Raw genomic sequence first — 23,816 nt, forward strand, 5'->3', positions numbered from 1 at the left:
CCCTAAAGCGCAGGCAACTCAATATTATTCTTGGACAGTACAGAAACCGCCTTATCTACAAAGCCAAGCGGAAGATCAGTTGGCGCCCCATACATATCAACTATTCCAACTTCCACAACACAATCCACAAGATAAGAGAACTCCTCTATATCCTGCACGGGTATTGACGCAGCAAGATCCGGAGGCATTTCATCCCCTCGTCCATTCAGCGCCAACAATGCTCCATTCCGCTCCCACTCACCAAGGTTACCGCTCTCCGGGTGGCTAACAAGATGGGCTATCAGCTCATCAATCGACTCATGTCGAATCAGCTTTGCATTGCAATAGGTTTGCAAACATTTTGAAGCATATAGCTGCAAATCTCTCGCAGACAGTTTGGAAAGCCTTTGAGAAAGCTCTAAATTTTTCATTCGCTCCCACACGCCCCCATTACACTCAAATTGAATTTCTTTACCAAGGGATTACAAACAGAACAAGGTGGCTTATGTGTCCCGTGTATACCGCTCTTGCTACCTCGTCCACGCACATTTGCCACCGATATTTCAGCGCCATCGAGATTCAAACCTTTATTTCTGGCTCTTGCGATTGCATTTACCTCAGCGCATTGAGCATCGAATTCATTTGGAGGTATATCCTTCAGCGCATTAGAAACCTCTGAGTTTGAAACACCGCCTTGGTTTCGTCCAACGACCATACGACCGTCTTTCGTTTTTATGACTGCAACAGTGTTTGGGCGCTGAGACGCTGGCAAACTTTGCGCCTTGTCGGCAAGACGGCTTGCAGGAGTTCTAACTACCCGGGCTACTCGGGCTAACACACCCGTCAACCCCAGCGGATCAACCCACCCTGTAGGGTCAGGAGCATATTGATAGAGGTTGATTCCCCCCGCATACCCAATCGGATCCTTGCTGACAAACCGCCCCACCCTCGGATCATAGTACCGATAGCGGTTGTAGTGCAGCCCCGTCTCGTGATCGTGGTACTGACCCTGGAAGCGGATCGGGTTGGTCAGGCCGAGTTGTTGTGCGCTGGCTGAACGCTGTTCCTTGATCTCACCCCATGCCTTGTACTGAGCGCTCCAGGCGATATTGCCGTCCTGGTCGGTGAGTTCCTGAGGCGTACCCAGGTGGTCGCACTGGTACCAGGCCAGGGCGTCGAAGGGCTGGACCTCGGGTTTGTGGTGCCACAGCGGGTCGTCGTCGAAATCGTACGGGCCGCTGTAGTCCGGCAGGTCGAGCAGCTGGATCGGGCTTTGGCGCAGGGCCTGGGCCACGGGGATGAAGCTGCCCGGTTCGTACAGGTAGTGCACGGTGCGACCGGTGCCGCTTTCGTGCTGCGCCGGGCTGCTTTCCCAGGCCAGGGTGTCGCCGTCCCAGCCGTACAGGGTGAAGCCGCAGCCCAGTTCCCGCTGTTTACGGCCATATTCGTTGCGGTTCCACTGGGTGCCCGCCTCGGGACGGTTCCGGGTGTGGGCGGTCGAGTGCTTGTACAGGCGTCGGCCCAGGGCGTCGTAGGCGTAGTCCACCGCCAGGCGAGCGTCGTCGAAATGCACCAGGCGGTCGAACAGGTCCCAGGTCAGGCGGCTGTAGGCACCGTTGTGCCAGCGTTGCACCTGGTTGCCGCGGTCGTCGTATTCGTAGTGGGTGCCGGCGTATTCACGCAGCAGGTTGTCGAGCAGCTGGCTGCGTTTGGGGTCCTGGTCCAGCGGGCGGCGGATGTCGGCGACGGTGTCGTCCAGCAGGTTACCGGCCGGGTCGAAGGCGAAGGTTTCCACGCCCTGACGGCTGATGGCACTGAGCAGGCGGCCCACCGGGTCGTAGCGATAGGCCAGCGGGCCGCGGCGGCTGTCGTTGATGTCGGTCAGTTGCCCGGCGGCGTCGTAGGTGTATTCGCGCTTGAGCAGCGTGGACTTGTCGTCCGGACGGCCCAGCAGTTGTTCCGTCAGGCGCCCGGCCGGGTCCCATTGCTGGGTCTGCAGCAGGCGGTTGCCCTGATGGCGGGCGATCTCGCGGTGCAGGTCGTCGCGTTCGTAGCCGATCAGTTCGTGATCGTCGAGGCGCAGGCCCAGCAGGTGGCCGCTGCCATAGGTCAGCCAGCTGACCCGGTGCCCGTCCGGACGCACGGTGGCGATGCGCTGGTTGAGCACGTCGTATTCGTGCTGCCAGATGGCGACTTGCGGTTTGTCCAGACCCAGGTAGTGCTGGTGTTCGCGCAGCAGGTTGCCCGCCGGGTCGTGGAACCATTGCAGGCGGCTGTCGGTGTTGCGGGCCTGGATCAGGTTGCCATTGCCGTCGTAGGCAAAGGTTTCGGTCTGGGTCTGGTCGCCCAGGCGCGCCGTGCGCTCGATCAGGCGGCCCATGGGGTCGAAGCTCAGGTCGATGGCACGCTCGCCGGTGACGGTACTGGCCAGACGCCCGGTGGCCGGGTCGTACTGGTAGCGGGTCACCCGACCGTCGAAACCGGATTCGTCCAGCAGACGCCCCACCGGGTCGTAGTGGAAGTGGGCGCGGCGTTCGTTTTCGTTTTCCAGGGTGGTCAGGCGGCCCAGCAGGTCCCAGCGGTAGCGCAGGGTCTGTTCGGCGGCATCGACCCGTTCGGCGATCAGGCCCGCCGCGGTGTAGGTCCAGGTGGTGCAGCGTTCCAGGGCATCGACATGGGCCAGCAGGCGGCCTTCGGCGTCGCGCTCGAAACGTTCTTCGGTCGTGTCCGGGTGGACGATCAGCGCCAGCTGCCCGGCCTTGTACTGGTATTCGATGGTGTTGCCGGCCGCGTCGGTGAAGGCGACCAGTTGCCCCAGGTCGTTGTATTCCCAGGCGCTGGTCTTGCCGGAGCAGTCGGTGTATTCGACCAGTTGCCCGGCGTCGTTGTAGGCCAGGGCCTTTTCGTTGCCGTGGGCGTCCTTGATGGCGGTGGGCTGGCCGTTGCCGTTGTAGGCGTATTCGGTGGTGTTGCCCAGCGGGTCGACGGTTTCCACCAGGTTGCCGCTGTCGTCATAGGAGCGCTGCCACTGCCCGCCTTCGGCGTCGCTGATCTTGATCAGCTGATCCTGGTCGTCGTAGGCGTAGTGCACCACGGTCTGGTCGGCGCGGATATGTTGCAGCAGGTTGCTGCGTTCGTCGTAGGTGTAGCGGTCGGTGCTGCCGTCGGCGTGGACGTGGCGCACGACGTTCTTGGCGTCGTCGCGGAACAGCCATTCGGAGCGACCATCGGGGTGGCGGATGCGGTAGGTGTAGCCCTTGATGTCGTAGTAGTGCCAGGTTTCATGGCCCAGGGCATCGGTGACGTAGGTCAGGCGGATGTTTTCGTCCCACTCCAGGCGGGTGTCGAAGCTGCCGTCGTCGGCCCATTCGCGCACGGCCCGGGCGTCGGCCCCGCTGCCATCCCACTGCAGGTTCAGGCCCCGGCCGGTGCGGTCGGTGTAGCGCACGATCAGGTGGGACTGGTAGTGATACTGCCAGGCGGCGCCGTGTTCATCCTGGGCCTGGACCAGATCGCCATAAGCGTCGTACTGGTAGCGACACAGCTGGCGCAGGGGCTTGCCGTCCTTGATCTCCCACAACCCGATCAGGCGGCCCTGTTCGTCGAGCATCGTGCCCAGGTGCAGGTGCACCTTGCTGATGTCCCCTTCCTGGTAGGTCAGGATATCCGACAGGACGCGGGCGTCGCCGTGACGGTGCTCGTAATGCAGCATGACGCCGGTGCCGTTGCGCAGTTCGATGCGGGTCAGGCGGTACTGGCGACCGTCGCGGACGTAGGTTTCCTTGCGTTCGAGGCCCCGGCACAGCACCAGTTGGTCCTCGGCCGCACGCACCACGGTGAAGTCTTCGATGGCGTCGTAGTGGAACAGGCCCACTTCGGGCAGCGGGCAGGCATGGCTGCGGCCGTCGGCGTCGTGGAACAGCAGGCCGTCGCGCTCCTGGGTCAGGTCGAAACGGGTGGTGAATTCGGTGACCCAGCGAGCGCCCAGAATGCCCTGATCGTAGGCGGACAGGCGTGAGTTGTAGAGGCGGGTCCAGATGATCGGAAACGGACCGGGCAGGCTGAAGTCGGTGTGGTTGAAGGTTTCCGACCCCAGGGCGAAGCTGATGCTGTTGCCCGTGAGTGCACAGACCTGGTTTTTCTGGCAGTTGGGGTGACCAGTGGCGGCGGCCTGTCTGTTGGTGGCCCCCATCTGACCATCCGGTAGCTGATGACGCGCCTCGGAAGTGCTATTGGCCTTGACGCTGCTGCTCTGGCCATGGGATTTGCGTTTGCGGAACGCCTTGACCGCCAGCGACAGGTTGCTCAGCAGCCAGCCAATGGAGTGCTTCGCCCCCACATCGCCCAGCTTGTTCAGCTGGGTGCGGATTTCCGGTGCCATGGTCCGCAGGGAAGCCGTGTGGGTGAGCACCAGTTTTTTGGCATCCTCGGGCAGCAGGTTCTTCGCGGCGCTGTTGGCCATGCCCTTGGCGACGGATTTATAGGCGCTGGACATCGCTCCGAAGATATTGCTGAAAGCAGCCTTAGGATCGTTGAGTACCTGACTGGCCGCTGCACTGGCCTGCTGCCGGGCGGCCTTGCGGTCCCCCTGGGTATCCAGCTTGCCGTTGACCAGCGCCTCCAGGCCATCGGCGATTTCACCGACGACCTTGGCCCCCATGTCACCGACATCGCTCAGGATACTGCTCAGCTTGGCCTGCGCCTGGGTCACGAAATCATCGAGGGTGCCGACGATGGTGGCGTTCAAGTGCCCGATGATCACTTCGATGAGCGAATCGCCCAGCAGGGCCTTGGCGCTGTTGCGCAGTTCCTGACGCACCAGGAACAGGGTCGGCCGCAGGCTCATGCGCGCCGCCGCCATGGTCGGGGGTGCAGGCAGCACACCGATCAGGTTGATGCCCAGGCTGGCCCACATGAACAGGTCGCGCTGCTTGCTCTGGCTCAGGGTGATGATGTCGCCCACCGCGTCCACCAGCGCCATGATATTGCCCACCACGGGCAAGGAGCCTGCAACGGTCTTGAGTCCTTCCAGGGTCACCGTACCGCCGCTGATGGATTGCAGCCAGGCATCGAAGACCGCAGCCCCTGTCCCGACGTCCTTGATGTCGATGGTGTTGAGCGGTACCACCGCCACCTGGGCTTCGCGTTTTTGAGCGGCCTCGGTCATGACAGCACCTCAGTCATCAGCAGGCCAGAGACGTTCAGGGTATTGGGTACCTGAAGACTCACGCCATTGAACGTCAGTCTGAAACGGGGCTGATAGGCCGGTGAGAACATCCCTTGTTCCTCTTGCATGACGAGAACATAAACGTACAAGGATCGTCATCCAGACTGTCCAGGCACGCCAAAATACTGAATATGAAAATCCTGTCGGCCACTGCTCTGAATGACCGACAGGAAAAAGGGTGATGCATCAATCATGCTGCCCAGGCAGCAGGCAAGTGCACGAGACTGATCGGTATACTGTTTACCGCGCGTAAAGTCGAGCGCGATTGTAACCGGGCCTCATGTTTTTTCCGACCTGCCTGATCGATGCTCATCGGGTTATACAAGAAATGTCAGGTCACGATCTCAGGAACCCCAACTGTAGGTACCGGAAGTCCCGCAGATTTCGTGGGTCCAGCTGATATCGCGATAGTTGAAATGCACCTCTTCCATGTGCATGGATTGCTCAGTCGTCGGGTTCTGGATGTCGTGCATGTAATCCCTGATAGAGACAATGACGGCATCTTTCAGAACCGTGGTGTAGTAGTGCTCCTTATCACTTGTCCGTGTCGGACGATACCAGCGGAGCACGACTTCAGTGAGGCGTTCTCCTGAGCTCAAAGCCTGCTGCAACAATGGGGAAGACTTGTCGAAGGTCTTGGTGATGATCAGTGGCTTGGGCAGTTTCTGTCCCGCTGGATGACCGGAATTCAGGTTATACGCCGTGCTGATTTCGTGTTGAAAGGACTGGACAACGATCTTGTCCTGAAATATATCCTCGAAATCGTTGCCCATGGATTCCACCGTGGAGTTACCTTTGGTGATCTCGCCTGATTTGGCACCGATAATGGACATGTACACAGATGCGGCCATAAAAACACTCTCATGATTGAAAAATACAGAACCGAAAGGCGCAATTGCACCTGACGGGCGTCCATGAGAGTCAAAAGCTATGCCACATAAAAAATATCAATACAAATCAATAAGTTAATAAGATATCACGTCTCTTCTGACGATTTTTCCCTGGAAAAACCACCTGATGTGCGCAAGCCACTGCGCACCTCTGCGCAATATCCTGTACGACCGTTTCAGCGGTTGAACCCAAAGGCCTGCATTGAAACAGACAAGATCGTATTTGCTTTTAGATGAGCAACTTTTTGCACACACCGACAAGAGTAAAAAACTTCATCGCGAACATGTTTTTGTTCACGGTGAAGTTATTCAGGGCGTAAGGAAAGTATCAGGCGTGTCAGGGCTTCAAGGATCAACCATGCAGCCCTGGAAGGCAGCGACGCCACCAGGAAGCCTGTCCGCCCAAAGCCTCGCGCAAACCCTGGGAGGTCACGGATCGCGTCGAAGGGTCGAAGGCCAGGGCTGACCGCAAGGCTGGCCAGCAATGCCTGGGGAGATGACGAGGAATCGACAGTTGCCGGTCCAGCTGTTCGTCGCGGGCCTGGGTAGAAGGCAGCCGCTTGAACGGATGCTTGCCGCCTGCAAGCTCATAGATCAGACAAGCCACGGCATACACATCGGCCGAAGCCGACAGCGGTTGCCCTTCAAGCAGCTCCGGTGCCGCATAGCTGGGTGTCCAGGCGTTGAAACGGCTGCGGCTCAGGTGCGGAAGACCGGGCAGAACACCCTCCTCTGCCTGGCTGAGCCCGAAGTCGAACAGACGCACACCCTCCTCGCTCAACATGACATTGCTGGGTTTCAAGTCGCCATGCAGGACACCCCGCGCATGGCTGCACGCCAGGGCATCAAGCAATGGCAACACGATTTCTCGCAGCTCACTCCAGGGAAGTCCGGTGGGCCGCTCACACAGCAGTTTGTCGAGGGTAAGCCCTTGCATCAATTCCATGGTGATGAAACTTCGCTGGCACCCGGTATCGACCTCGAAGCTGTGGACACACACCACATTGGGGTGACGCACCCGCCGGGTCAGGGCGAATTCACTGTAAAGCAAGGCACTGGCATCCGGGGACTCGGCAAACTCCTCGCTCAGGATCTTGAGCGCAAGATAGGGCGACGCATCGCCGAACTGCTCATGCAAAAGGTCCCGGGCGCGATAGACAACCCCCATCCCGCCAGCCCCCAGAAGCCGCTCAAGACGATAGCGCCCCGCCAGGACTTCGGGCACACCGCCGACCGGAGCCATGGGCACGTCAGGCCTGGAGCGGCTTTTCCGGGTACGGCCTTTTCCTCGAGACCGTGTTGCCGGTTGCGGTGCCTGGGCGTTGGCATTGGCGAACGCGAAGTACGTCAGGTTGTTCGCCTGCTCCTCGCTCATCAGGATGCCGTCCAGCTCTGACTTGAGATCACTCATTGGCGGATGACCACTGCGGTAAGATTGTCCCGTGCCGAACCGCTGAGCGCACCGTCGAACAGACGCTCCAGGGCCACATGAGGTGACGCCAGACTCAAAGCGTTGCCCAGTGCATCGCTGGTCAAACCCTGATACAAACCGTCGCTGCACAACAGGAAGGCATCGCCGGGATAGACCTCCAGCTCCAGCACATCCAGCGTCAGCTGTTCGCTGGCACCGACCGCCCGTGTCAGGGCGGCAGCCGAAGGATGAGCCCGCGCCTCTTCGGCACTCACCTTCTGCTCATCCATCAGCCTCTGTTGCAATGAGTGATCCCGGGACAGTTGATACAGGCGCTGCCCACGCCACAGGTAGCAACGACTGTCACCGGCCCAGATGCAGGCCCCGCGATTACCGTCGATCAGGAGCGCCACCACCGTACTGCCCATGACGGTGTCCTGCTGCCCGGCAGTCACTGTCAATTCCAGCCCCAGCCTCCGGTTGACCCAGTGCAGGCACTGACGCAACGAGGTGAGCCGGTCGTTGAAGCTGGCCTGGTGCTGAAGCTCTGCAAGGCTGGCAACAATCAACTGACTGGCGACATGGCCTCGTTGATGGCCGCCCATGCCATCCGCCACGACCCAAAGTCCCTGCTGCGGGGAGTCAAGAAAAGCATCTTCGTTGCGCGACCGAACCTTGCCAGGATCGGTGCGCGCAGCACTGCGCCATGAACCGGTCGCCTGCATCAAAGTTGCACCGGCATACGGAAGCTGCGCAGGACACCCATGTCGAACGGATTGGGGGTCCGCTGGCTCAACAGCAGGTAGTTGGCGCGCAACCCACCCACATCGGCCTTGAGTACCAGCACGTCACGCCCTGTCAGGTATTCGGTCTGCATCAGATCGAACAGACGGAACAGGGACCATGGCCCGGTATCCTTCTCGATGCCGATGGGACGTCCGGCCATTTTCTCCAGTACCAGGCTGGCACGCCCTTCCTGTGCATCGGTCGGCCACTTGAAGGTCATGGGGATGATCGGACCGTGACGGTAATCCATCTGCTGATTGCCGAAACGGAACTCTGCGCGGCTCACGGAAGTGTCGAGCGTATAAGGCTCAAGCTTGAACTGGACTTGCGGCTCGGCCGGGTTCTCCGAGAAGAAGCTGCGGCGAATCACCTGCACCGCTCCCATCTGGTCGAGATAGACCTTGGAAACCGGCAGGCTGTGACCGTCGATGCTGCGCAGGCGATAGCTGCCCGGATCACCACTGACGAACGGACGCATGTAAGTCTCGAAGAAACGCTCGACAACCCCCTGGGTCTTGAAGAAGTCACGGAAATCGTTGATCGCCACATCGCTGGCACTGTGTGCGTTGAACGGGTAACGCTCGTTGATGGTCTTGTCGTAGACGCTGTACAGCTCGTTCTGATAACGCTGGCTCAGGTAGTCATAGGAATCATTGAGCACCATGCGCCAGGAGTCCTCGGCCAGCAGGCTGAACCAGGCGCTCACTGGACGCGGCAGCCGTGTCGCAGCATTGCGCAGATTGCTCAAGGCATCGCGCTGGCCGGTCATGCGGGTTTTCGCCATCTCGAAAGCCAGCTGTTCCGGCTGACTGGCTCGCGCCAGGCTGGACAACTGCAATTGCAGCTCATTGAGCGACTGCAAGACCGGTGTCAGATCCGCTGCCGGGCCATTGTTCTCATCCAGCAGACGATGCAGAGGCTCGAAACGGCGTTGCAGCGATTTCTTCGCAGTATCCGGCAGGTTCTTGGCCAGAGCATCCTTGGCCTTGCTGGTGGCCGCCGCAGCGACCTTGCCCAGTGCGCCGCCCTTCTCTGCCACCTTATCGACGGCATCCGTTACGTCACCAGCCGCCTCGACGATCGCAGGGAAGCGGGTGTTTTCGCGGACTTCCATCAGCAGTTGCAGCACAGGCGAATTGGACGATGTCAGACCGGCCACCAGATCGGCCGCTTCACCGGCATCGTTGAAAGGCAACAACCCGACCTGACCGACCGCTTCACTCCAGTAGTTGGCGTAATCCCGGAAGTAAAGCTGCTCCAACTCCACCATCAGGCGACGCATGTCCATGTCGCTGATACCGGCGCCTTCGCCCAGAACCCAGTTGTCACGCAGGATATCGTTGACCAGGACATTGCCCTGTACAGAGAAGTACTGCTGATAACCCTGCTGGGTATAGAACCCCGGAATCACATAGTCGGTCCCGAAGAACAGCCCGCCCTGTGGCCCCATGTGCTGGCTCAAGCGGTAATCGGGCAATGTCCGGGCCTGTTCGCGCAGGACACGATAGACCACCGCCGCCAGCGACTCGCTGCGCAACACGCGACGGGCCTGCTCGACCAGCGTTTCATTGAGCGGATAGCTGAAAGGCAAGGCCAGCAGACGCTCAAGATGCGCGTTCAAACCATTTTGCAACGCGGTATTGCCGGCATGACGTACCGACCATTCGGTGGCCACCCAATCCTTGAGCCAGGCGGCGTCCCGACGGTCCTTCATGCCCAGCATCAGGTAGGCTCGCAGGCTGTTCAGCAGGCGCTCACGGTCGCGGATGCTGGCGTTGATCTTGCCTTCCAGCAGCGACGCAACCCGAGGCAACAATTGCGCTTCGAGCTCACGCTCGTAAGCCTCCTGCACAACAGGACTGCTCTCCTCCCCCTGATACAGACCGACACGCTCATGAAGCGATACATCGCCCTTGGGCGGGAACACCCGGGTGGCTTCGTAGCGGGTGTCCAGGGTATTGAGAACCGCGGCGGCGTCGTTGCGCGAAGCAAGTACCGAACGCTGCTGTTTCCAGGTCTGACCGAGGTCGCGCAGGCTTTCCAAACGTTCATAGTTGGCCGAGAACCCGCCCGCCCAGGCAATGCCGAACAAGGCCAGGGCGCCCAGTGCTCCCACGTACATGGCACGCTGCCCCCAATGAATCCGGCTGCGCTCGCGCTTGTCCAGACCGGCCAGATCGGCTTCAGGGAAGATCACCCGGCTCAGCAGATGATGAATGAAACGGGCACGCCCCGTTCTCAGGGTCGGCAGGACACCCGAGGACATGCCGAGGCTCGCACCGATGCTGGCGGTATTCGGATCAAGGCTTTCCGTCAGATAAGGTGCGCTGGTCAGGTAGAACCCGCGCAACTGGCTGGCTCGCTGATAGCGGTTGCCGGTGAAGGCCATGTCCACGAACAGGCACAGGTTTTCGCCGATCAGCCCGAGCTGATGCGGGAAATCGAGAATGCGGCCACGACGCTGGGTATCGCGCTCCTGGTGCATTCGCATGATCACCTGGCTGTTCAGGCGACGCAGAAGCTCCTCGAACTCCTGACGCAACACGGCCACGTCAGTACCGTTCTGCTCCTTGCGAAAGCTCGTCCCCAGAACCTGATCACTTTCTTCACGGCTCAACTGGTCGAAGAACTCATCGAAGCCCAGCAGTTTGTCAGCCTTGCTCAACACCAGATAGACCGGCACATCCACGTGCAACTTCTGATGGATTTCCTGCAGGCGCGAACGCACTTGACGCGCCAGTGTCTCGAGGCCCTGCTCATCGCCGGCCAGCAACATTTCCACAGGAATCGTGACCAGCACGCCATTGAGCGGACGACCGCGACGGCGCTTGCGCAACAGACCCAGCAAGGTATTCCAGGCACTGCCGTCGACTTCGGCATCCTGCTGGGTCAGGTAACGTCCTGCCGTATCGACCAGCACACCATGATCGGCAAAGTACCAGTCGCAATGACGGGTGCCGCTGGTGTCGCGGGTCAGCTTGCGCTCGAACTTGTTGAGCGGAAACTCAAGCCCGGAAAAATCGAGCAGACTGGTCTTGCCGCTGCCCTGCGGGCCGATCAGCAGATACCACGGCAGATCGTTGCGCCACCGCTCGCTGCGGCCACGGTACAGGCTTGAAGCCTTGAGGGTACGCATCGCTTCGTTGAAGCGGCTGCGCAACTCCTTCTGCTCCTCATCGATCAGCTCTTCGCGGCGCAGTCGCTCCTGACCGTCTTCGGTCTCCTCGACTTCCTTCTTGCGGATCCCGGCACGCCAGCTGACAAAGACCATGGTCAGGCCCCAGCCGAGGAACAGAACGCTGATGGTCAGCAGGCGCGAGGTCGCGCTTTCCCAGAACTTGTAATCATTGACCGCCAGCAACGGGCCTGCGAACCACACCAGCAAGGCCACGAACATGACCAGCAGCAGCGTCCAGACCCATGTCTGGCGCAGGAATGCACCGGTTTTCTTGAAAAAGTTTTTCATCACACATCCCTGTATTACGGCTTGGGCTGGACCACTGGCAGGTCAAGTTGTTGATAGGGTTGCAGAACCGTTTCGCGTTGCTCGCCCAGCACCCACGCGAAGCCCGAATACATCACAACCAGACAGACGAAAGTGAACAAGGCAACCATCCACCAGGGCACGATGCGTACCAGGCTGTGGCGCTTGTCAACGAGCCCTTCCCAATGCGGCGACAACTCACGGGGCGCGTCGCCCCGCAACTGACGAATCTGTCGATACAGCGCATCGCGAATGCCTTCCAGGTCGAGCATGCCGCGTGCCATCACACGGTATTTACCCTCGAAGCCCAGGGACAGGCACAGGTACATCAGCTCCAGCATCGGCAAGTGCTTGACCGGGTTTTTCGACAGGCGATCCAGCAACTGGAAGAACTTTTCCCCACCGAAGGTTTCATTGTGAAAACTGCTGAGCAGGCTCATCTGTGACCATTCGCTTTCGTCGCCCCATGGTGTGGTGACGACCGCTTCGTCGACGACGGTGCACAGCACGTAACGCGCCGTCATGACCTGGCTGCTTTCCGCACCGTTGTGCAACGCCCGCACTTCAAACATTTTCAGGCCGTTGCTCAGGCGCTCATTGAGGCTGTACAGGTCTTCTCGCGTTTCGCTGTGCTTGAGACGCACCACATGCGACAGCAGATCCGAAGCCGCAGCCACCAGTGCATTGAGACTGACATTGAAGGCTTCGGCCGGTCGCAGGCGTGCCGCGTAGATCATCCGCTCTTCCAGTTGCTCGAAGCGCGGCGGCGCAGCGAAATCCGTCAGAGGCGTCTGCGCCGGCCCGTGGCCCTGGCGATCGAGCAGGACGGTCTTGTCATCCTGAGAGTGTTCCATGTCCTTGATCATGTCGGTCAGTTCCTGATGGCCCAGAATTTCAGTTCAAGCTCGGCGAATTCACCGGACATGTGGAAGGCGAAGCCACCGGAACGCTCCAGTTGCTCAACGTCATCGGAACTGAGTTCGAGGATGAAATAGGTTTTGTTCGAGTGAAACGGGATCTGCCGCGGCGCGACGGGCAGCGGCTTGACCTTGATGCCCGGCAGGTGCAGGTTGACCAGTTGGCGAATGCGCTCAACCGGCCCCACCTTGAGGTGCGCAGGCAGGCGATGACGCAGCTCTTCGGAATCGCAGTTGGCGCTGACCGCCAGCACGAACGAAGCAGAAGCCAGCAACTTGTGGTCGTGCAGAGGCGACACGATGATCCCGTACTGACGGGTCTGAAGCACCAGCTCCAGCGCATGCTGTTCGAGCACCATCGACAGCACCTGGCGAATGGCATCCATGAGCTTGCGAAAGCTCGCGCCCTGATCACTGTGCTGATAACGGCTGTCCAGACGCGGGCGCTTGTTGTCGCCGAACGTGGCCAGATCACCGAGCATGGTCAGCAGCGTGCGGTACAGCTCTTCGGGGTGAACCTGATCCAGCCCCAGGTAATGCCGAAGCAGCATTTCGGTCCGGTTGATCAGTTGCAGCATCATGAAGTCACCGACTTCCGCGCCGCCCACCTTGCCGTTGGAGCGAATCCGGTCGGCAATGGTGTCGCCCCGGTGACCGAGCATGCTGATCACTTCCTTGAGGCAGGACAGCAGATAGCCGGACGCATGGGTATGAATGAAGGTCGGGACAAAGTCCTGATCCAGGGTAATCACGCCATCGGGCGTGGAATCCAGGACCTCACAGATCTTGAGCTTCACATAGGCCTGATCGCTCTGCTGCTCACCCAGCAACAGCTTGAAATCGGGGCGGCCGCAACGGATCTGACTGCTGGAGTCATCGCCGGCATTGGAGTCTGCCACTTCGGCTTCATAGGCGGTGTAACGGGCCAGGACGTCGGATTGTTCCGGGCGACGCGATTCGATGTGATTACCGGTCACCAGCGGCAATGCCAGGTAAATCGGCGTGTTGCCTGTATTCGGCGGAACGTCCAGAGCCAGAGGCTCGATATTGCCGCTGAGCTCGAAGAGGCTGCCGTCGGGCAGCACGCCGGAAGCCTGGCTGATGACCAGCTTGCCCATGTTGAGAAACTGAAGGTCGATTTCCAGGCCCAGAAATCCCCAGTTGTAGCTGCCCAGCAACTGAGTGCGCGTCTTCATCTGGTAGTCGTAATAACGATCGTTGTGCTGGAAGTGCTGCGGGCGCAACAGCATGCCTTCCTGCCAAATGACTTTATGTACATTCATGATTATCGGGCCGCCTTGGCGAGTGTCGCGCGGGTGCTGCGGATACCGGCCTGATCGAATGTCAGGTCGGCCTGGGTCAGTTCCATCGGAGCAATGTTCAACACAAAGCGCCATTGGGTTTCCGACAGATCACGGTAGGCCGCCAGCACACCGACGTAACGCCCCTCTTCGATGTTGAGCTTGAGGTCGACGGTTTCGCCCGGACGCAGCTCCAGCTCTTCGCTGACCAGCAGATCCGGTGCCAGGGACTCCTTGGCGCGGTCATAGATGCTGAAAAAGTCGGCGTTCTCGAACGCTACCGGGTGCTTGAGCTCATACAGGCGGACCACCACCGGCGAAGGACGGCCATTGAGGTCCGGGTTGAGCCGGTCAGTAGCCGTCAGCCGCAGGTCCAGCTTGGTCATGGTCGAGTACGGCGACATCGAAGAACAACCTGCCAGCAGCACCAGGGCAGTCAACGCAGCCAGCGTCTTGAGCAGCAGGTTTGAGCAACGAGACATGTGAATCATCCTTGGTGTTCCGTGTGTAGGGTTGAAATCAGGCGGATCTGTTCTTCATAGGCCTGGGCGAAATCACGGGCGAGCAGACGTTCGCTCCAGTCATCGTCCTGGCGCAGAGCCTGGTGGTAACGCTTGTAGGCTCTCCAGCGGCTGCCGGACGTCGCCAGCAGGGGCTTCGCATCACGCTCGAAGCGCAGCGCCAATTGCTGGGGGGCGAAGTGTTCGAGGGTGCCGCGCACCGCCGCACGGCTGGCGCTCAGCAAGGCCACCTGATGGGCCTGCAGATCGCGGAAAGCACGCGAGACGGCCTGCTCGGCCGGAAGCTGGCCCGGCTTGTGGTCCTGCAACAGAATGCCCAGCGCTTCACCGGCATCGATTGCAAACTTCAAGGGGTTCTTGCTGCCGCCCTGAACGGTGGTCAGGGCCAGACGCAGTTCATTCTTCAGTTCGCTACGGGTACGCAGGCTCTGTTGCAGGCCACCGATGCTGTGCTTGAGCAAACGGGCCGCCTGGATGGCCAGCGCCTCGCGACCGTCATGGTCCATGTGCTTGAGATCGACGCCCAACGCAGCACCGAACTGCTCCCAGAACACTTCGCTCTGACGCGTGACCTGGGCAGGCTGCACGGGTTTCGGTGCCTCAGGCTGGGGGACCAGCTCCGGAACCATCAGCCGCTCGGTATCGATCTGTGCATAGTCTGCGCGCTGACGAGGCTCATGAACGGGCTGGCTGAGAGCGGCCAGGTCATCGATCTCGAAAGAACCTCTTTCCTGCTGGCTGAGGGCAACCAGCGGGTCCAGATCCAGGAAGGCATCATCGGGAATGATGCTGCCGGCAGGCTGCGGCTGCCCGACTTCAACGCTGTAGCCGACAGGGTCGCGAACCAGCCGGGCGCGAATCTCGAAATCGCCCAGGACGTAGACACTGCCATGTTCGATGCGCTGGGGGACGCCCTTGCGCAAGCGTGCGCCGCTCTCGCTGTCCTGAATGCCGTTGCTGCTGGTGTCGGTCAGGTAGAACGAACCTTCCTTGAAGCTGATCAGCGCGTGATGACTGGACAGATGACGCTTGCGGTCCGGGATGACCCAGTCACAGTCCTCGCTGCGCCCGATGACACCACCCGCCGCATTGAACGTCTTGCTGCTCGATTCGGTAGGCACGAACTGTTTGGTATTCAACATTTCGAAAACCAGTTCCATGATGATGCTCCTTGCGGTCACTTCCCGCGGTTGGCCGCCTGCGGATCACCCAATGGGCGATAGGTGTTGTCGTTGAATTTGTAATTGCCGCCACAGCCGTAAAGGCCGCCGCAGACGACCAGAATCAGCAGGATGGCTTGCCAGGGACGAACAGACATCAGAGGAACTCCATGGATAGACAATGCATGAAGCCTCGACACCCTGGAGGGGTCGGGGCTCGCATGAACGAAAGAAAAAAGGGGAAAGTCATGCCTGGCTAGCTCTCGAAATCACCGAGGTTGATATTCAGCCGCCCCAGGCGATACAGCAGCGTGCGTCTCGGCAGACCCAGCTCACGGGCGGCCAGGGTCTGGTTGCCGTCGTTCTTGCGCAGACAGTCGAGCAGCAGATGGCGCTCGACCTTCTCAAGACGCTCACGCAGATTCAGGCCCGACTCCTCGGGCGAGGCTTCCGGATTCAACGAAAAATGCTCGGCCAGCAACTTGCCGCCTTCACACAGCAGAACCGCCCTTTCCACCAGCCCCTTGAGCTCTCGCACATTGCCGGGAAAGCTGTAACTGCTCAGGTGATTGAGCGCTGAATCGCTCCAGGTCACGAAGTCACGCTGCAGAAAGGTGCAGGCCTTTTCGGCAAAGTGGCGAGCCAGTTCCAGAATGTCGCCCTCGCGCTGCCGCAGGGCCGGCAACTCGATGGGGAACTGCGCCAGACGGTAATACAAGTCCTCGCGGAACTTGCCTTCGCTGACCATCACGGCCAGATCGCGGTGGGTCGCGGCGATGATGCGCACATCGATCTTGTAGGTGTCATTGGAGCCCAGCGGGCGAATCTCGCCCTCTTGCAGCACCCGCAATAACTTGGCTTGCAGGGACAGCGGCATATCGCCGATTTCATCCAGCAGGAGTGTGCCGCCGTTAGCGGCATCGAAAAGCCCTGCCCGGTCGCGGTCGGCTCCGGTGAAGGCCCCTTTGCGATAGCCGAACAATTCGCTTTCCAGCAGGCTCTCCGGAAACGCCGCACAGTTCTGCACAATGAACGCCTTGGAGCGACGCGGGCCGTAGTCATGAATCGCACGCGCCACCACTTCCTTGCCGGTACCGGTTTCACCACGCAACAAAACGGTATAGGGGCTGTGCAGCACCTTGCTGATCAACTGATAGGTCTTGCGCATGACCGGGCTGCTGCCGATCAAGCCATAACCACTGGTGCTGATCCCCGTACCGGTCAAGGGTGCAGGCTCGCCCGCCGGACGACGCAGGCGTTGGAGCAGGTCCAGCTGGGTGAGGACGAATGTTCCCAGTTGTGCCAGCGAGTCGGCAAACACCTGCAAGTCCACATGGTCGCGGCTCGCACACAGCAACAACCCCTCGACCTCCTTGTTCAGGTTGACCAGAGGCACGCACAGCAGCGATTGCCAGGGCTCGCCATACTCCGGCAAGAAGCTGGTTTCGTGCAGGCTGCCGCTCAACTCCATGAGGCTGATCACACGGTTCTGGCACAACGAGAATTGCAACAGTTGTTCACCGTTGTAATCGGCCGACAGGCTGGAGGCGGCCCGTGGCTGCACAACACCGGCCAGGCACTCCGCACTCAGGCCTAGGCAGGTGTGAGTCGCATCGAGCAGATACAACTGGGCGAGTTCGCATCCGGCCAGCTCAGCCACGCCGCGAACGAAATCGTTCAACAGCGCTTCTCTGTCCGCAGCACGGGACAGGCAGGCAAACTGCGCCAGCAATGCCTCGGCATAGATCAATGGCTGAGGGATTCGTGTGAACATCACGCCCACCTCAGACGAACTCACAGGTCACGCTGGAGTCGCTGTCGAGGGTAGCGTGGACGTGCTTGATCTCCTCTCCCCGGGCCATGGCTTCAAGCAAACGGTCGGCCACCAGTGGCAGCAGGTGCGAGTCCAGCAAGTGGTCAATCAGGCGTGCGCCGCTTTCACTCTGGGTGCAACGCTCGGCCAGATGATCGACCAGTGCCTGGCAATGACTGAAAGCCAGTTGCCGACGTTGCAGGCGCTCGCCCAGTCGCTTGAGCTTGATCTCGATCAGCTCGCGCAGCACGGGCCCGCCTACCGGGTAGTAAGGCACCACACGCATGCGGGCCAGCAAGGCCGGCTTGAAGTGTTTGCTCAGAACCGGGCGAATGGTTTCTTCCAGGGTTTCGGCGCTTGGACGCTCGCCGTTTTCGCACAGCGCACTGATGCGATCACTGGCCAGGTTCGAGGTCATCAGAATCAGGGTATTGCGGAAATCGATCTCGCGCCCTTCCCCGTCATTGGCCACGCCCTTGTCGAAGATCTGATAGAACAGGTTCAGTACATCCGGGTCTGCCTTCTCGACTTCGTCGAGCAGCACGACCGAATAAGGCTTCTGCCGCACGGCCTCGGTCAGCATGCCGCCCTCGCCATAACCCACGTACCCCGGAGGCGCGCCGATCAGACGGGAAACCGTGTGTTTCTCCTGGAACTCGGACATGTTGATGGTGGTGATGAAACGGTCGCCACCGTACAGAAGATCGGCCAGCGCCAGCGCCGTTTCGGTCTTGCCCACGCCGCTCGGACCTACCAGCAGGAACACACCGACCGGTGCATCCGGCTTGTTCAATCCCGCTGCGGTGGCACGCATGGCACGGTCCAGACTGCGGACAGCCTGCTCCTGGCCACGGATGCGCTCCCGCAGGTCGGCGGCAAAGCTGGCAACCTTGACGTTATGCTCACGGGCCAGCTGGGAGAGCGGCACCCCGGTCCAGGCACTGATGACTTCGGCGACCAGACGCGGACAGACTTCAAAGCTCACCAGGCGCTCATTGACCTGGGCAGCGCCAAGCGCGCGATGGGTTTCGCCCAGCTCGGCTTCGAGTGCATCGATGTCTGGTACATCAGAGACAGGAAGCTCCAGACCTTCTACCGACTCACCCTCGTCCGGCGCGGAAGCGGCTGATACAACCTGCCTGGCTTCACGGGCCCTGGCCAGTTGCTGGCGCAGATCCAGGACACGCTCGGCCAGCTCACGCTGCTCTTTCCAGAGTGCCGCCAGAGCGGTTTCCTCCTGCTCTGCCTCCAGCAAACGGGCTTCCAGTGCCTCCAGAGCCTGCTGATCGATCGCCAGCCCCGACTCCGCGTCACGACGCAAGGCCTGACGCTGACGTCCACCTTCGGCCAGCTCGCCACGCAAACGCTCAAGGCTTTCCGGGGCGGCGGCCAGGCTGATACGAACCCGTGCACAGGCGGTGTCCAGCACATCGACAGCCTTGTCCGGCAACTGGCGACCGGCCAGATAGCGTGCCGACAGTTCGGCAGCGGACACCACGGCATCATCGCGCAGATAGATACCGTGGCTTTTCTCGTAGACCTGCGCCAGGCCGCGCAAAATGGTCACCGCTTCCTGCACGGTCGGCTCATGCAACTGGACCGGCTGGAAACGACGGGCCAGCGCCGGGTCCTTTTCGAAATACTTCTTGTATTCGCTCCAGGTAGTCGCGGCGATGGTGCGCAACTCACCTCGCGCCAGCGCCGGCTTGAGCAGGTTCGCCGCATCGGAGCCACCAGCCGTGCCACCGGCACCGATCAGAGTGTGCGCCTCGTCGATGAACAGGATGATCGGTTTCGGCGAAGCCTTGACCTCATCGATCACACCCTTGAGACGACGCTCGAATTCGCCCTTGACGCTGGCACCGGCCTGCAACAGACCCATGTCCAGAGACAACAGCTCAACACCCTTGAGCACCTGCGGTACTTCGCCCGCGGCGATACGCGAGGCCAGGCCTTCGACGATGGCGGTCTTGCCCACACCGGCCTCACCTACCACGATGGGGTTGTTCTTGCGGCGGCGGGCCAGGATATCGACCATCTGACGGATCGCACTGTCACGGCACAGCACCGGATCGATCTTGCCGTCACGGGCCTGCTGGGTCAGGTTGTGAGTGAAGCGCTGAAGCAGCGATTCCCCGGAAGCGACGGGCTTGTGATCGGTCGATTCCGGTTTCTGCGACAGCGCAAAATCCTTGAGACGGTCGATATTCAAACGGGCCAGCATCGGCTGGTAACGGCTTCCGGCGTAACGCATCGGGTTGCGCAACAGTGCGAGAATCATCGCGGCCTGCTCGACCTGCGTCTGGCCCAGCTCGAGGTTGGCCACCAGCAAGGCGTCCTGCAGCCACTGAACCAGCTCAGGGGCAAATACCGGGTTGCGCGAAGCCGTGTGTTCGACCCGGGACTGCAAGGCCGCGCTGAACTCTCCCGCATCCACTTCGGCATCCTGCAGCGCGCGGGCCAACAACCCTTGTGGACGTTCCAGCAAGGCCAGCAACAAGTCTTCGACAAGAATCTTGCTGCCTCCACGGGCCACACAGCGCTCGGCGGAGCTTTCCAGATCCCGGCGGGTTTCGGCGTCCAGCGCCCGAATGAGTTGTTGCAGGTCTACATTGATCATGATCATCGATCCTTAATGAATTTTGCTGCCCAGGGTGACAACGCCGTCGGCCTTTTCACGGCCAAGCCAGCTGGTCCAGCCCAGGCGACAATCGTTCTGCTCACCGATGCGCAGCTCGCGGATTTCTTCATGCCGCAATACCAGGCGGATGTCGTAATCCAGAGGGTCGCGCAGCGTGAAGCGCACCAGCGCGCACAACGGCTGGTAGCCAAAACCGATTGGCAGAAACTCGTGAAAACGTTGCCAGTCCAGCTGGCTGATATGAATGCGGAACTTGCCGCTGCGGTCGCGAACCGCCTCGCCCAGCACCAGGTCTTCGCCCAGCAGACTGTTGGCCAGCCCCAGGCGGTTGCGCTGTTCTTCGAGAATGTCCACCCGGCGCTCGATACATTGCTCGATGACCAGGTCCGCGTGCTTGAAGTAATACCGCAGCACCGCTTCGATGAGCGCCGCCGAGTGAGCCCGCAGGCTGAGCAGGCCCAGGTACGGCAACAGACGTTTCCAGTTCAGCTCCTTGGCCTTGCGGATGTCTTCGCCACCCAGGCCGATCAGGGCGAACAGGTGCGAGGAAAACGGGTCGAGTGCGCCACTCTTGAAACGTGCCCGGTAGCGGTACTTGCGCCAGATCGGCAGCAGCAGGCGCTGCAGGCGATGGTGGAACAGGTCCAGGAAGTTGCGGATGGGATTGCCGTCTTCGTTGTCTCCCAGAGCCTCTTCGCCATAAAACGCAGGCAGAGGCGAACCCGAGCCGAACAGCCCGATCAGGTTGAAACGCAGGCGCGCATGCATCCGGCCGCGCTCCTCGAAGAACTCCACGCGATCGACATCGCTGCCAGGAAAGCCCAGGCTCGGATTGGCCTGAAACTCCACATGGTCATAGAGATCGTCCTCACTGAGTTCCGGATGCCAGTCGCGCAGCCGCTCGATCACCAGCAGCACGGCCTGGAACAGTGAGTACTCGCGTATTACACGGGACAGCCCGCTCAAAGCAGGGGCTGCAACCCCATACGTGGCGTCCATTGGTACACCTCTCCCTGGGTGCTTTTCACGCGCAGCTCGTGGTACGAGTTGAGACTGGCGTAAAGAGCAAAAAACTCGTTAAGAACCGATGCGAAGACGAACAGGTCACCCTCTCCGATGTAGCCTTCCGGATCGATGGTCAGTTCGGTGCGAAGGCCTCGCAGTGGCAGCCCCCGATGCAGCCTGTCCACATGCTCGTGACGGATGGACTTGAGCCCGCCCAGCAGACGCTTGCTGACCTTCTCGGCGTGCTGGTCGTAGTAGCGCGGCAAGTCATAGGTTTCGAGAATGACTTTCAGCGCATCGACGTTGGCCAGCGACAGGTAGTTGAGCGACATGTTGCTGATCAGCTTCCAGAGAAAGTCGCGGCTCAGGGGCGGCGCGTAACTGGAAGTGACCGGCGTGATGTTGCGAAAGCCAAGAAACTCCGGCGTTTCTTCCGAAGGCTGGTCGATGTCCCCCAGCTTGAGTCGGCGAGCCAGGTTCTGGTTGGTGCAGGTCAGCTCGATGGACAGCGTTTCATGGGTTTCGGTGTCGCGGATACCGAAGCTCAGGTAGGTGTCGAGCCCGTCATGCAGCAGCGAGGAACGCTGACGGATGCTGTAGTGGGGACGGCTTTCAGGCACATCGAAACTGGGATCATGCTCGAATGACTCGAACGGTACATATTCCTGATACCCCAGCCCGCCCGGCTTCCATCCGGTCACGGTTTCCACCGAAAACACACCGCAGTTTTCAAGGTCGTACTCGGCGGGCAACAACAGGTATTCGTCCTGCTTGCCATCCAGACGGATCGGCAAGGCATCGTGCTTGAACAGATTGACGATCGGCGTGCAGTACAGCTTGACGTTGTCCAGTGTCGGTCGCAGACGCTGGATACCGCTGTTCTGGATATCGAAACGTATTTCCAGGCCACGGATCTGCTTGAGGGTTTCTTCCGGCAAGGACTGAAGCAGTTCCAGGCCATTGAGATCGACAAACAGGAACTTGTCCTGGAAGGCAAAGTATTCCTGCAGGTAGCGGTAGCCCCGGAACGTGTTCAACGGGTAAGGGATCAGGGCTTCCTCTTCGGCGAACCCCACCGGCTGCACACGGTTGCCCGGCAGGCTGAAAGACATCGCATCGCCGTTGGCCGCCGTGAACGGCTTGCCGCCGCTGCCCAGCGGCACCAGCTGGATACCGCCCAGATTGCGCAGCAGGCTCACGTACAACATCTGGCTGATGTAGCGTTCGCCCGCCAGATGCAAACGCAGACGACTCAGGTCCAGCTCACCGAGATGACCGTCACAGCTCATTTCCAGACGCAGGCTCAGCAACGCCCCGTCGCCCTTGACCGAATAATTCAATCCGGTCAGGTCCAGCGGCAACACTTCGGTGGGGTAACAGGTACGGAACCGGCAACGCACGTCGTCGATGGGCTTGCTTTCCACCGGCGTGTCGCGCTTGACCAGCATGGCCGGGCCGGACTGCATCAGCGGGTCGAACTGCAGGATGCTGAACGCCGGCAGCGGCCGCATGTAGTTCGGCCACAGCAAGTGCATCAGGGAATGACTCAACTCCGGCAATTCATCGTCGAGCTTCTGACGCAGGCGACCGGTCAGGAACGCAAAGCCTTCGAGCAGGCGCTCCACATCCGGGTCCCGACCGGCCTGCCCCAGAAACGGAGCCAGGGCCGGACTACGCTCGGCGAAACGGCGACCCAACTGACGCAGAGCGGTGAGTTCGCTTTGGTAGTAGTGATTGAAAGACACTGCGGGCTACCTGTTTATCGTATTGGCGATGTTGTAGGCATCGTTGAAAAATCCATTGGGCACCATCGTCGGGATCAGCGAAATCGAACCTGAAACCCTGTCCGGGAAGCGGACGGGCTGCAAGCGACGATGAGAGTTCCCGTTATATGACGTCGTCTTTCCCTAGCTGACCCTGACTTGACCGCTGCCATCCAGGCGTGCGGAGAAACTGACCTGACGCTTGATTCCGTCCACCTCAAGCAGGCCTTCGATATTGAAAGCAAGCTTGAGCTGATCGTGATCCCGCGGCAGAGAAACGACGCGTACGTTCGAGAGACGCGGCTCGTAGGCTTCGATGAAGACTTCGATGGCCTGACGTGCCTGGCTCAAGGCATCGTGCAAACTCAGACGCATGTCGTTGAGATCGGGCAGCCCGTAATCGGACAGCGTTTGCACGCTGCCCGCACGGGTGCTGAGCATCTTGCCCAGATGGGCAGCCACCGAAGACATGGCGGAGACTTCACGACTCCAGCCAGCGCGCTTGTCGGCTTCGCCGCTCAAGCGTTCAAAAAGGCTGCCGTATCCTGGCATGGCTCAGCTCCTGCTTACTCTTTGTCCAGCTTGCCGACCAGCGACAAGGTGAAGTCAGCGCCCATGTACTTGAAGTGCGGACGCACGTTCAGGTTCACGCGGTACCAGCCCGGCTCGCCTTCAACATCGCTGACGATGATCTGGGCGGCACGCAGCGGACGACGGCCACGCACTTCGGCACTCGGGTTTTCCTGGTCGGCCACGTACTGACGGATCCACTTGTTCAGTTCCAGCTCGAGGTCGGTACGCTCTTTCCAGGAACCGAGTTGCTCGCGCTGAGCACTTTCAGGTAGTGAGCCAGGCGGTTGACGATCATCATGTACGGCAGTTGGGTGCCGAGCTTGTAGTTCAGCTCTGCCGCCTTGC

General features: G+C 60.3%; 17 protein-coding genes and 1 pseudogene. All 18 read right to left on the minus strand.

Annotated elements, in window-relative coordinates; genetic code table 11:
* Positions 1 to 2 precede the first annotated feature (2 nt).
* Positions 3 to 410: a hypothetical protein gene (locus ACIPY9_RS10790; RefSeq protein ID WP_400700319.1), complete on the minus strand. Its 408-nt coding sequence runs from the start codon at positions 408 to 410 to the stop codon at positions 3 to 5.
* Positions 407 to 5,146, minus strand: coding sequence for an RHS repeat-associated core domain-containing protein (locus tag ACIPY9_RS10795; protein ID WP_400700321.1), 4,740 nt, complete (start codon positions 5,144 to 5,146; stop codon positions 407 to 409). Before ACIPY9_RS10795 ends, ACIPY9_RS10790 begins: the two co-directional genes overlap by 4 nt.
* Positions 5,143 to 5,274: a hypothetical protein gene (locus ACIPY9_RS10800; protein ID WP_400700323.1), complete on the minus strand. Its 132-nt coding sequence runs from the start codon at positions 5,272 to 5,274 to the stop codon at positions 5,143 to 5,145. Before ACIPY9_RS10800 ends, ACIPY9_RS10795 begins: the two co-directional genes overlap by 4 nt.
* A gap of 276 nt (positions 5,275 to 5,550) precedes the next feature.
* Entirely contained in the window at positions 5,551 to 6,057 is a 507-nt protein-coding gene (locus ACIPY9_RS10805) for an Hcp family type VI secretion system effector (RefSeq protein WP_400700325.1), read from the minus strand.
* A 391-nt stretch (positions 6,058 to 6,448) separates the two neighbouring features.
* Complete coding sequence (locus ACIPY9_RS10810) at positions 6,449 to 7,507, minus strand: serine/threonine-protein kinase (protein ID WP_400700327.1); 1,059 nt, start codon at positions 7,505 to 7,507, stop codon at positions 6,449 to 6,451.
* On the minus strand, positions 7,504 to 8,232 hold the full coding sequence (locus ACIPY9_RS10815; protein ID WP_400700329.1) for a PP2C family protein-serine/threonine phosphatase: 729 nt from the start codon (positions 8,230 to 8,232) through the stop codon (positions 7,504 to 7,506). Before ACIPY9_RS10815 ends, ACIPY9_RS10810 begins: the two co-directional genes overlap by 4 nt.
* Positions 8,232 to 11,759 carry a type VI secretion system membrane subunit TssM gene (tssM, locus tag ACIPY9_RS10820; protein WP_400700331.1) on the minus strand — a complete coding sequence of 1,176 codons (3,528 nt, stop codon included), beginning with the start codon at positions 11,757 to 11,759 and terminating at the stop codon, positions 8,232 to 8,234. Before tssM ends, ACIPY9_RS10815 begins: the two co-directional genes overlap by 1 nt.
* A gap of 14 nt (positions 11,760 to 11,773) precedes the next feature.
* Positions 11,774 to 12,643 carry a type IVB secretion system protein IcmH/DotU gene (icmH, locus tag ACIPY9_RS10825; protein WP_400700333.1) on the minus strand — a complete coding sequence of 290 codons (870 nt, stop codon included), beginning with the start codon at positions 12,641 to 12,643 and terminating at the stop codon, positions 11,774 to 11,776.
* Positions 12,644 to 12,648: 5 nt separating this feature from the next.
* Positions 12,649 to 13,977 carry a type VI secretion system baseplate subunit TssK gene (tssK, locus tag ACIPY9_RS10830; protein WP_400700335.1) on the minus strand — a complete coding sequence of 443 codons (1,329 nt, stop codon included), beginning with the start codon at positions 13,975 to 13,977 and terminating at the stop codon, positions 12,649 to 12,651.
* Between the two features lie 2 nt (positions 13,978 to 13,979).
* On the minus strand, positions 13,980 to 14,477 hold the full coding sequence (gene tssJ / locus ACIPY9_RS10835) for a type VI secretion system lipoprotein TssJ (protein WP_400700337.1): 498 nt from the start codon (positions 14,475 to 14,477) through the stop codon (positions 13,980 to 13,982).
* A gap of 5 nt (positions 14,478 to 14,482) precedes the next feature.
* Positions 14,483 to 15,676: a type VI secretion system-associated FHA domain protein TagH gene (gene tagH, locus ACIPY9_RS10840; RefSeq protein WP_400700339.1), complete on the minus strand. Its 1,194-nt coding sequence runs from the start codon at positions 15,674 to 15,676 to the stop codon at positions 14,483 to 14,485.
* Between the two features lie 17 nt (positions 15,677 to 15,693).
* Complete coding sequence (locus ACIPY9_RS10845) at positions 15,694 to 15,834, minus strand: type VI secretion protein (protein WP_400700341.1); 141 nt, start codon at positions 15,832 to 15,834, stop codon at positions 15,694 to 15,696.
* Positions 15,835 to 15,932: 98 nt separating this feature from the next.
* A complete protein-coding gene (locus ACIPY9_RS10850) occupies positions 15,933 to 17,450 on the minus strand; it encodes a sigma 54-interacting transcriptional regulator (RefSeq protein ID WP_400700343.1) in 1,518 nt (505 codons plus the stop codon).
* Positions 17,451 to 17,460: 10 nt separating this feature from the next.
* Positions 17,461 to 20,115 (minus strand): type VI secretion system ATPase TssH, encoded by a 2,655-nt coding sequence (gene tssH, locus ACIPY9_RS10855; protein WP_400700345.1) that lies wholly within the window; start codon positions 20,113 to 20,115, stop codon positions 17,461 to 17,463.
* 6 nt (positions 20,116 to 20,121) lie between these two features.
* Positions 20,122 to 21,129: a type VI secretion system baseplate subunit TssG gene (gene tssG, locus ACIPY9_RS10860; protein WP_400700347.1), complete on the minus strand. Its 1,008-nt coding sequence runs from the start codon at positions 21,127 to 21,129 to the stop codon at positions 20,122 to 20,124.
* Positions 21,093 to 22,880 (minus strand): type VI secretion system baseplate subunit TssF, encoded by a 1,788-nt coding sequence (gene tssF, locus ACIPY9_RS10865; RefSeq protein WP_400700349.1) that lies wholly within the window; start codon positions 22,878 to 22,880, stop codon positions 21,093 to 21,095. The genes tssG and tssF overlap by 37 nt, the downstream gene beginning before the upstream one ends.
* A gap of 162 nt (positions 22,881 to 23,042) precedes the next feature.
* A complete protein-coding gene (gene tssE / locus ACIPY9_RS10870; RefSeq protein ID WP_400700351.1) occupies positions 23,043 to 23,450 on the minus strand; it encodes a type VI secretion system baseplate subunit TssE in 408 nt (135 codons plus the stop codon).
* Positions 23,451 to 23,464: 14 nt separating this feature from the next.
* A pseudogene (locus tag ACIPY9_RS10875) lies at positions 23,465 to 23,816 on the minus strand (type VI secretion system contractile sheath large subunit); the annotation flags it as partial.

Origin of the sequence: Pseudomonas sp. NPDC089734 (genome assembly GCF_044748865.1) — a bacterium.
Lineage (GTDB): Bacteria > Pseudomonadota > Gammaproteobacteria > Pseudomonadales > Pseudomonadaceae > Aquipseudomonas.

What these genes read in the sequence shown, in the direction of transcription:
- ACIPY9_RS10850 (WP_400700343.1), bottom strand. Translation starts at nt 17,450, where the DNA reads ATGTTCACACGAATCCCTCAGCCATTGATCTATGCCGAGGCATTGCTG.
- tssE (WP_400700351.1), bottom strand. Translation starts at nt 23,450, where the DNA reads ATGCCAGGATACGGCAGCCTTTTTGAACGCTTGAGCGGCGAAGCCGAC.
- ACIPY9_RS10845 (WP_400700341.1), bottom strand. Translation starts at nt 15,834, where the DNA reads ATGTCTGTTCGTCCCTGGCAAGCCATCCTGCTGATTCTGGTCGTCTGC.
- ACIPY9_RS10790 (WP_400700319.1), bottom strand. Translation starts at nt 410, where the DNA reads ATGAAAAATTTAGAGCTTTCTCAAAGGCTTTCCAAACTGTCTGCGAGA.
- icmH (WP_400700333.1), bottom strand. Translation starts at nt 12,643, where the DNA reads ATGATCAAGGACATGGAACACTCTCAGGATGACAAGACCGTCCTGCTC.
- tssJ (WP_400700337.1), bottom strand. Translation starts at nt 14,477, where the DNA reads ATGTCTCGTTGCTCAAACCTGCTGCTCAAGACGCTGGCTGCGTTGACT.
- tssH (WP_400700345.1), bottom strand. Translation starts at nt 20,115, where the DNA reads ATGATCATGATCAATGTAGACCTGCAACAACTCATTCGGGCGCTGGAC.
- ACIPY9_RS10810 (WP_400700327.1), bottom strand. Translation starts at nt 7,507, where the DNA reads ATGAGTGATCTCAAGTCAGAGCTGGACGGCATCCTGATGAGCGAGGAG.
- tssM (WP_400700331.1), bottom strand. Translation starts at nt 11,759, where the DNA reads ATGAAAAACTTTTTCAAGAAAACCGGTGCATTCCTGCGCCAGACATGG.
- ACIPY9_RS10800 (WP_400700323.1), bottom strand. Translation starts at nt 5,274, where the DNA reads ATGCAAGAGGAACAAGGGATGTTCTCACCGGCCTATCAGCCCCGTTTC.
- ACIPY9_RS10815 (WP_400700329.1), bottom strand. Translation starts at nt 8,232, where the DNA reads ATGCAGGCGACCGGTTCATGGCGCAGTGCTGCGCGCACCGATCCTGGC.
- ACIPY9_RS10805 (WP_400700325.1), bottom strand. Translation starts at nt 6,057, where the DNA reads ATGGCCGCATCTGTGTACATGTCCATTATCGGTGCCAAATCAGGCGAG.
- ACIPY9_RS10795 (WP_400700321.1), bottom strand. Translation starts at nt 5,146, where the DNA reads ATGACCGAGGCCGCTCAAAAACGCGAAGCCCAGGTGGCGGTGGTACCG.
- tssK (WP_400700335.1), bottom strand. Translation starts at nt 13,977, where the DNA reads ATGAATGTACATAAAGTCATTTGGCAGGAAGGCATGCTGTTGCGCCCG.
- tssG (WP_400700347.1), bottom strand. Translation starts at nt 21,129, where the DNA reads ATGGACGCCACGTATGGGGTTGCAGCCCCTGCTTTGAGCGGGCTGTCC.
- tagH (WP_400700339.1), bottom strand. Translation starts at nt 15,676, where the DNA reads ATGGAACTGGTTTTCGAAATGTTGAATACCAAACAGTTCGTGCCTACC.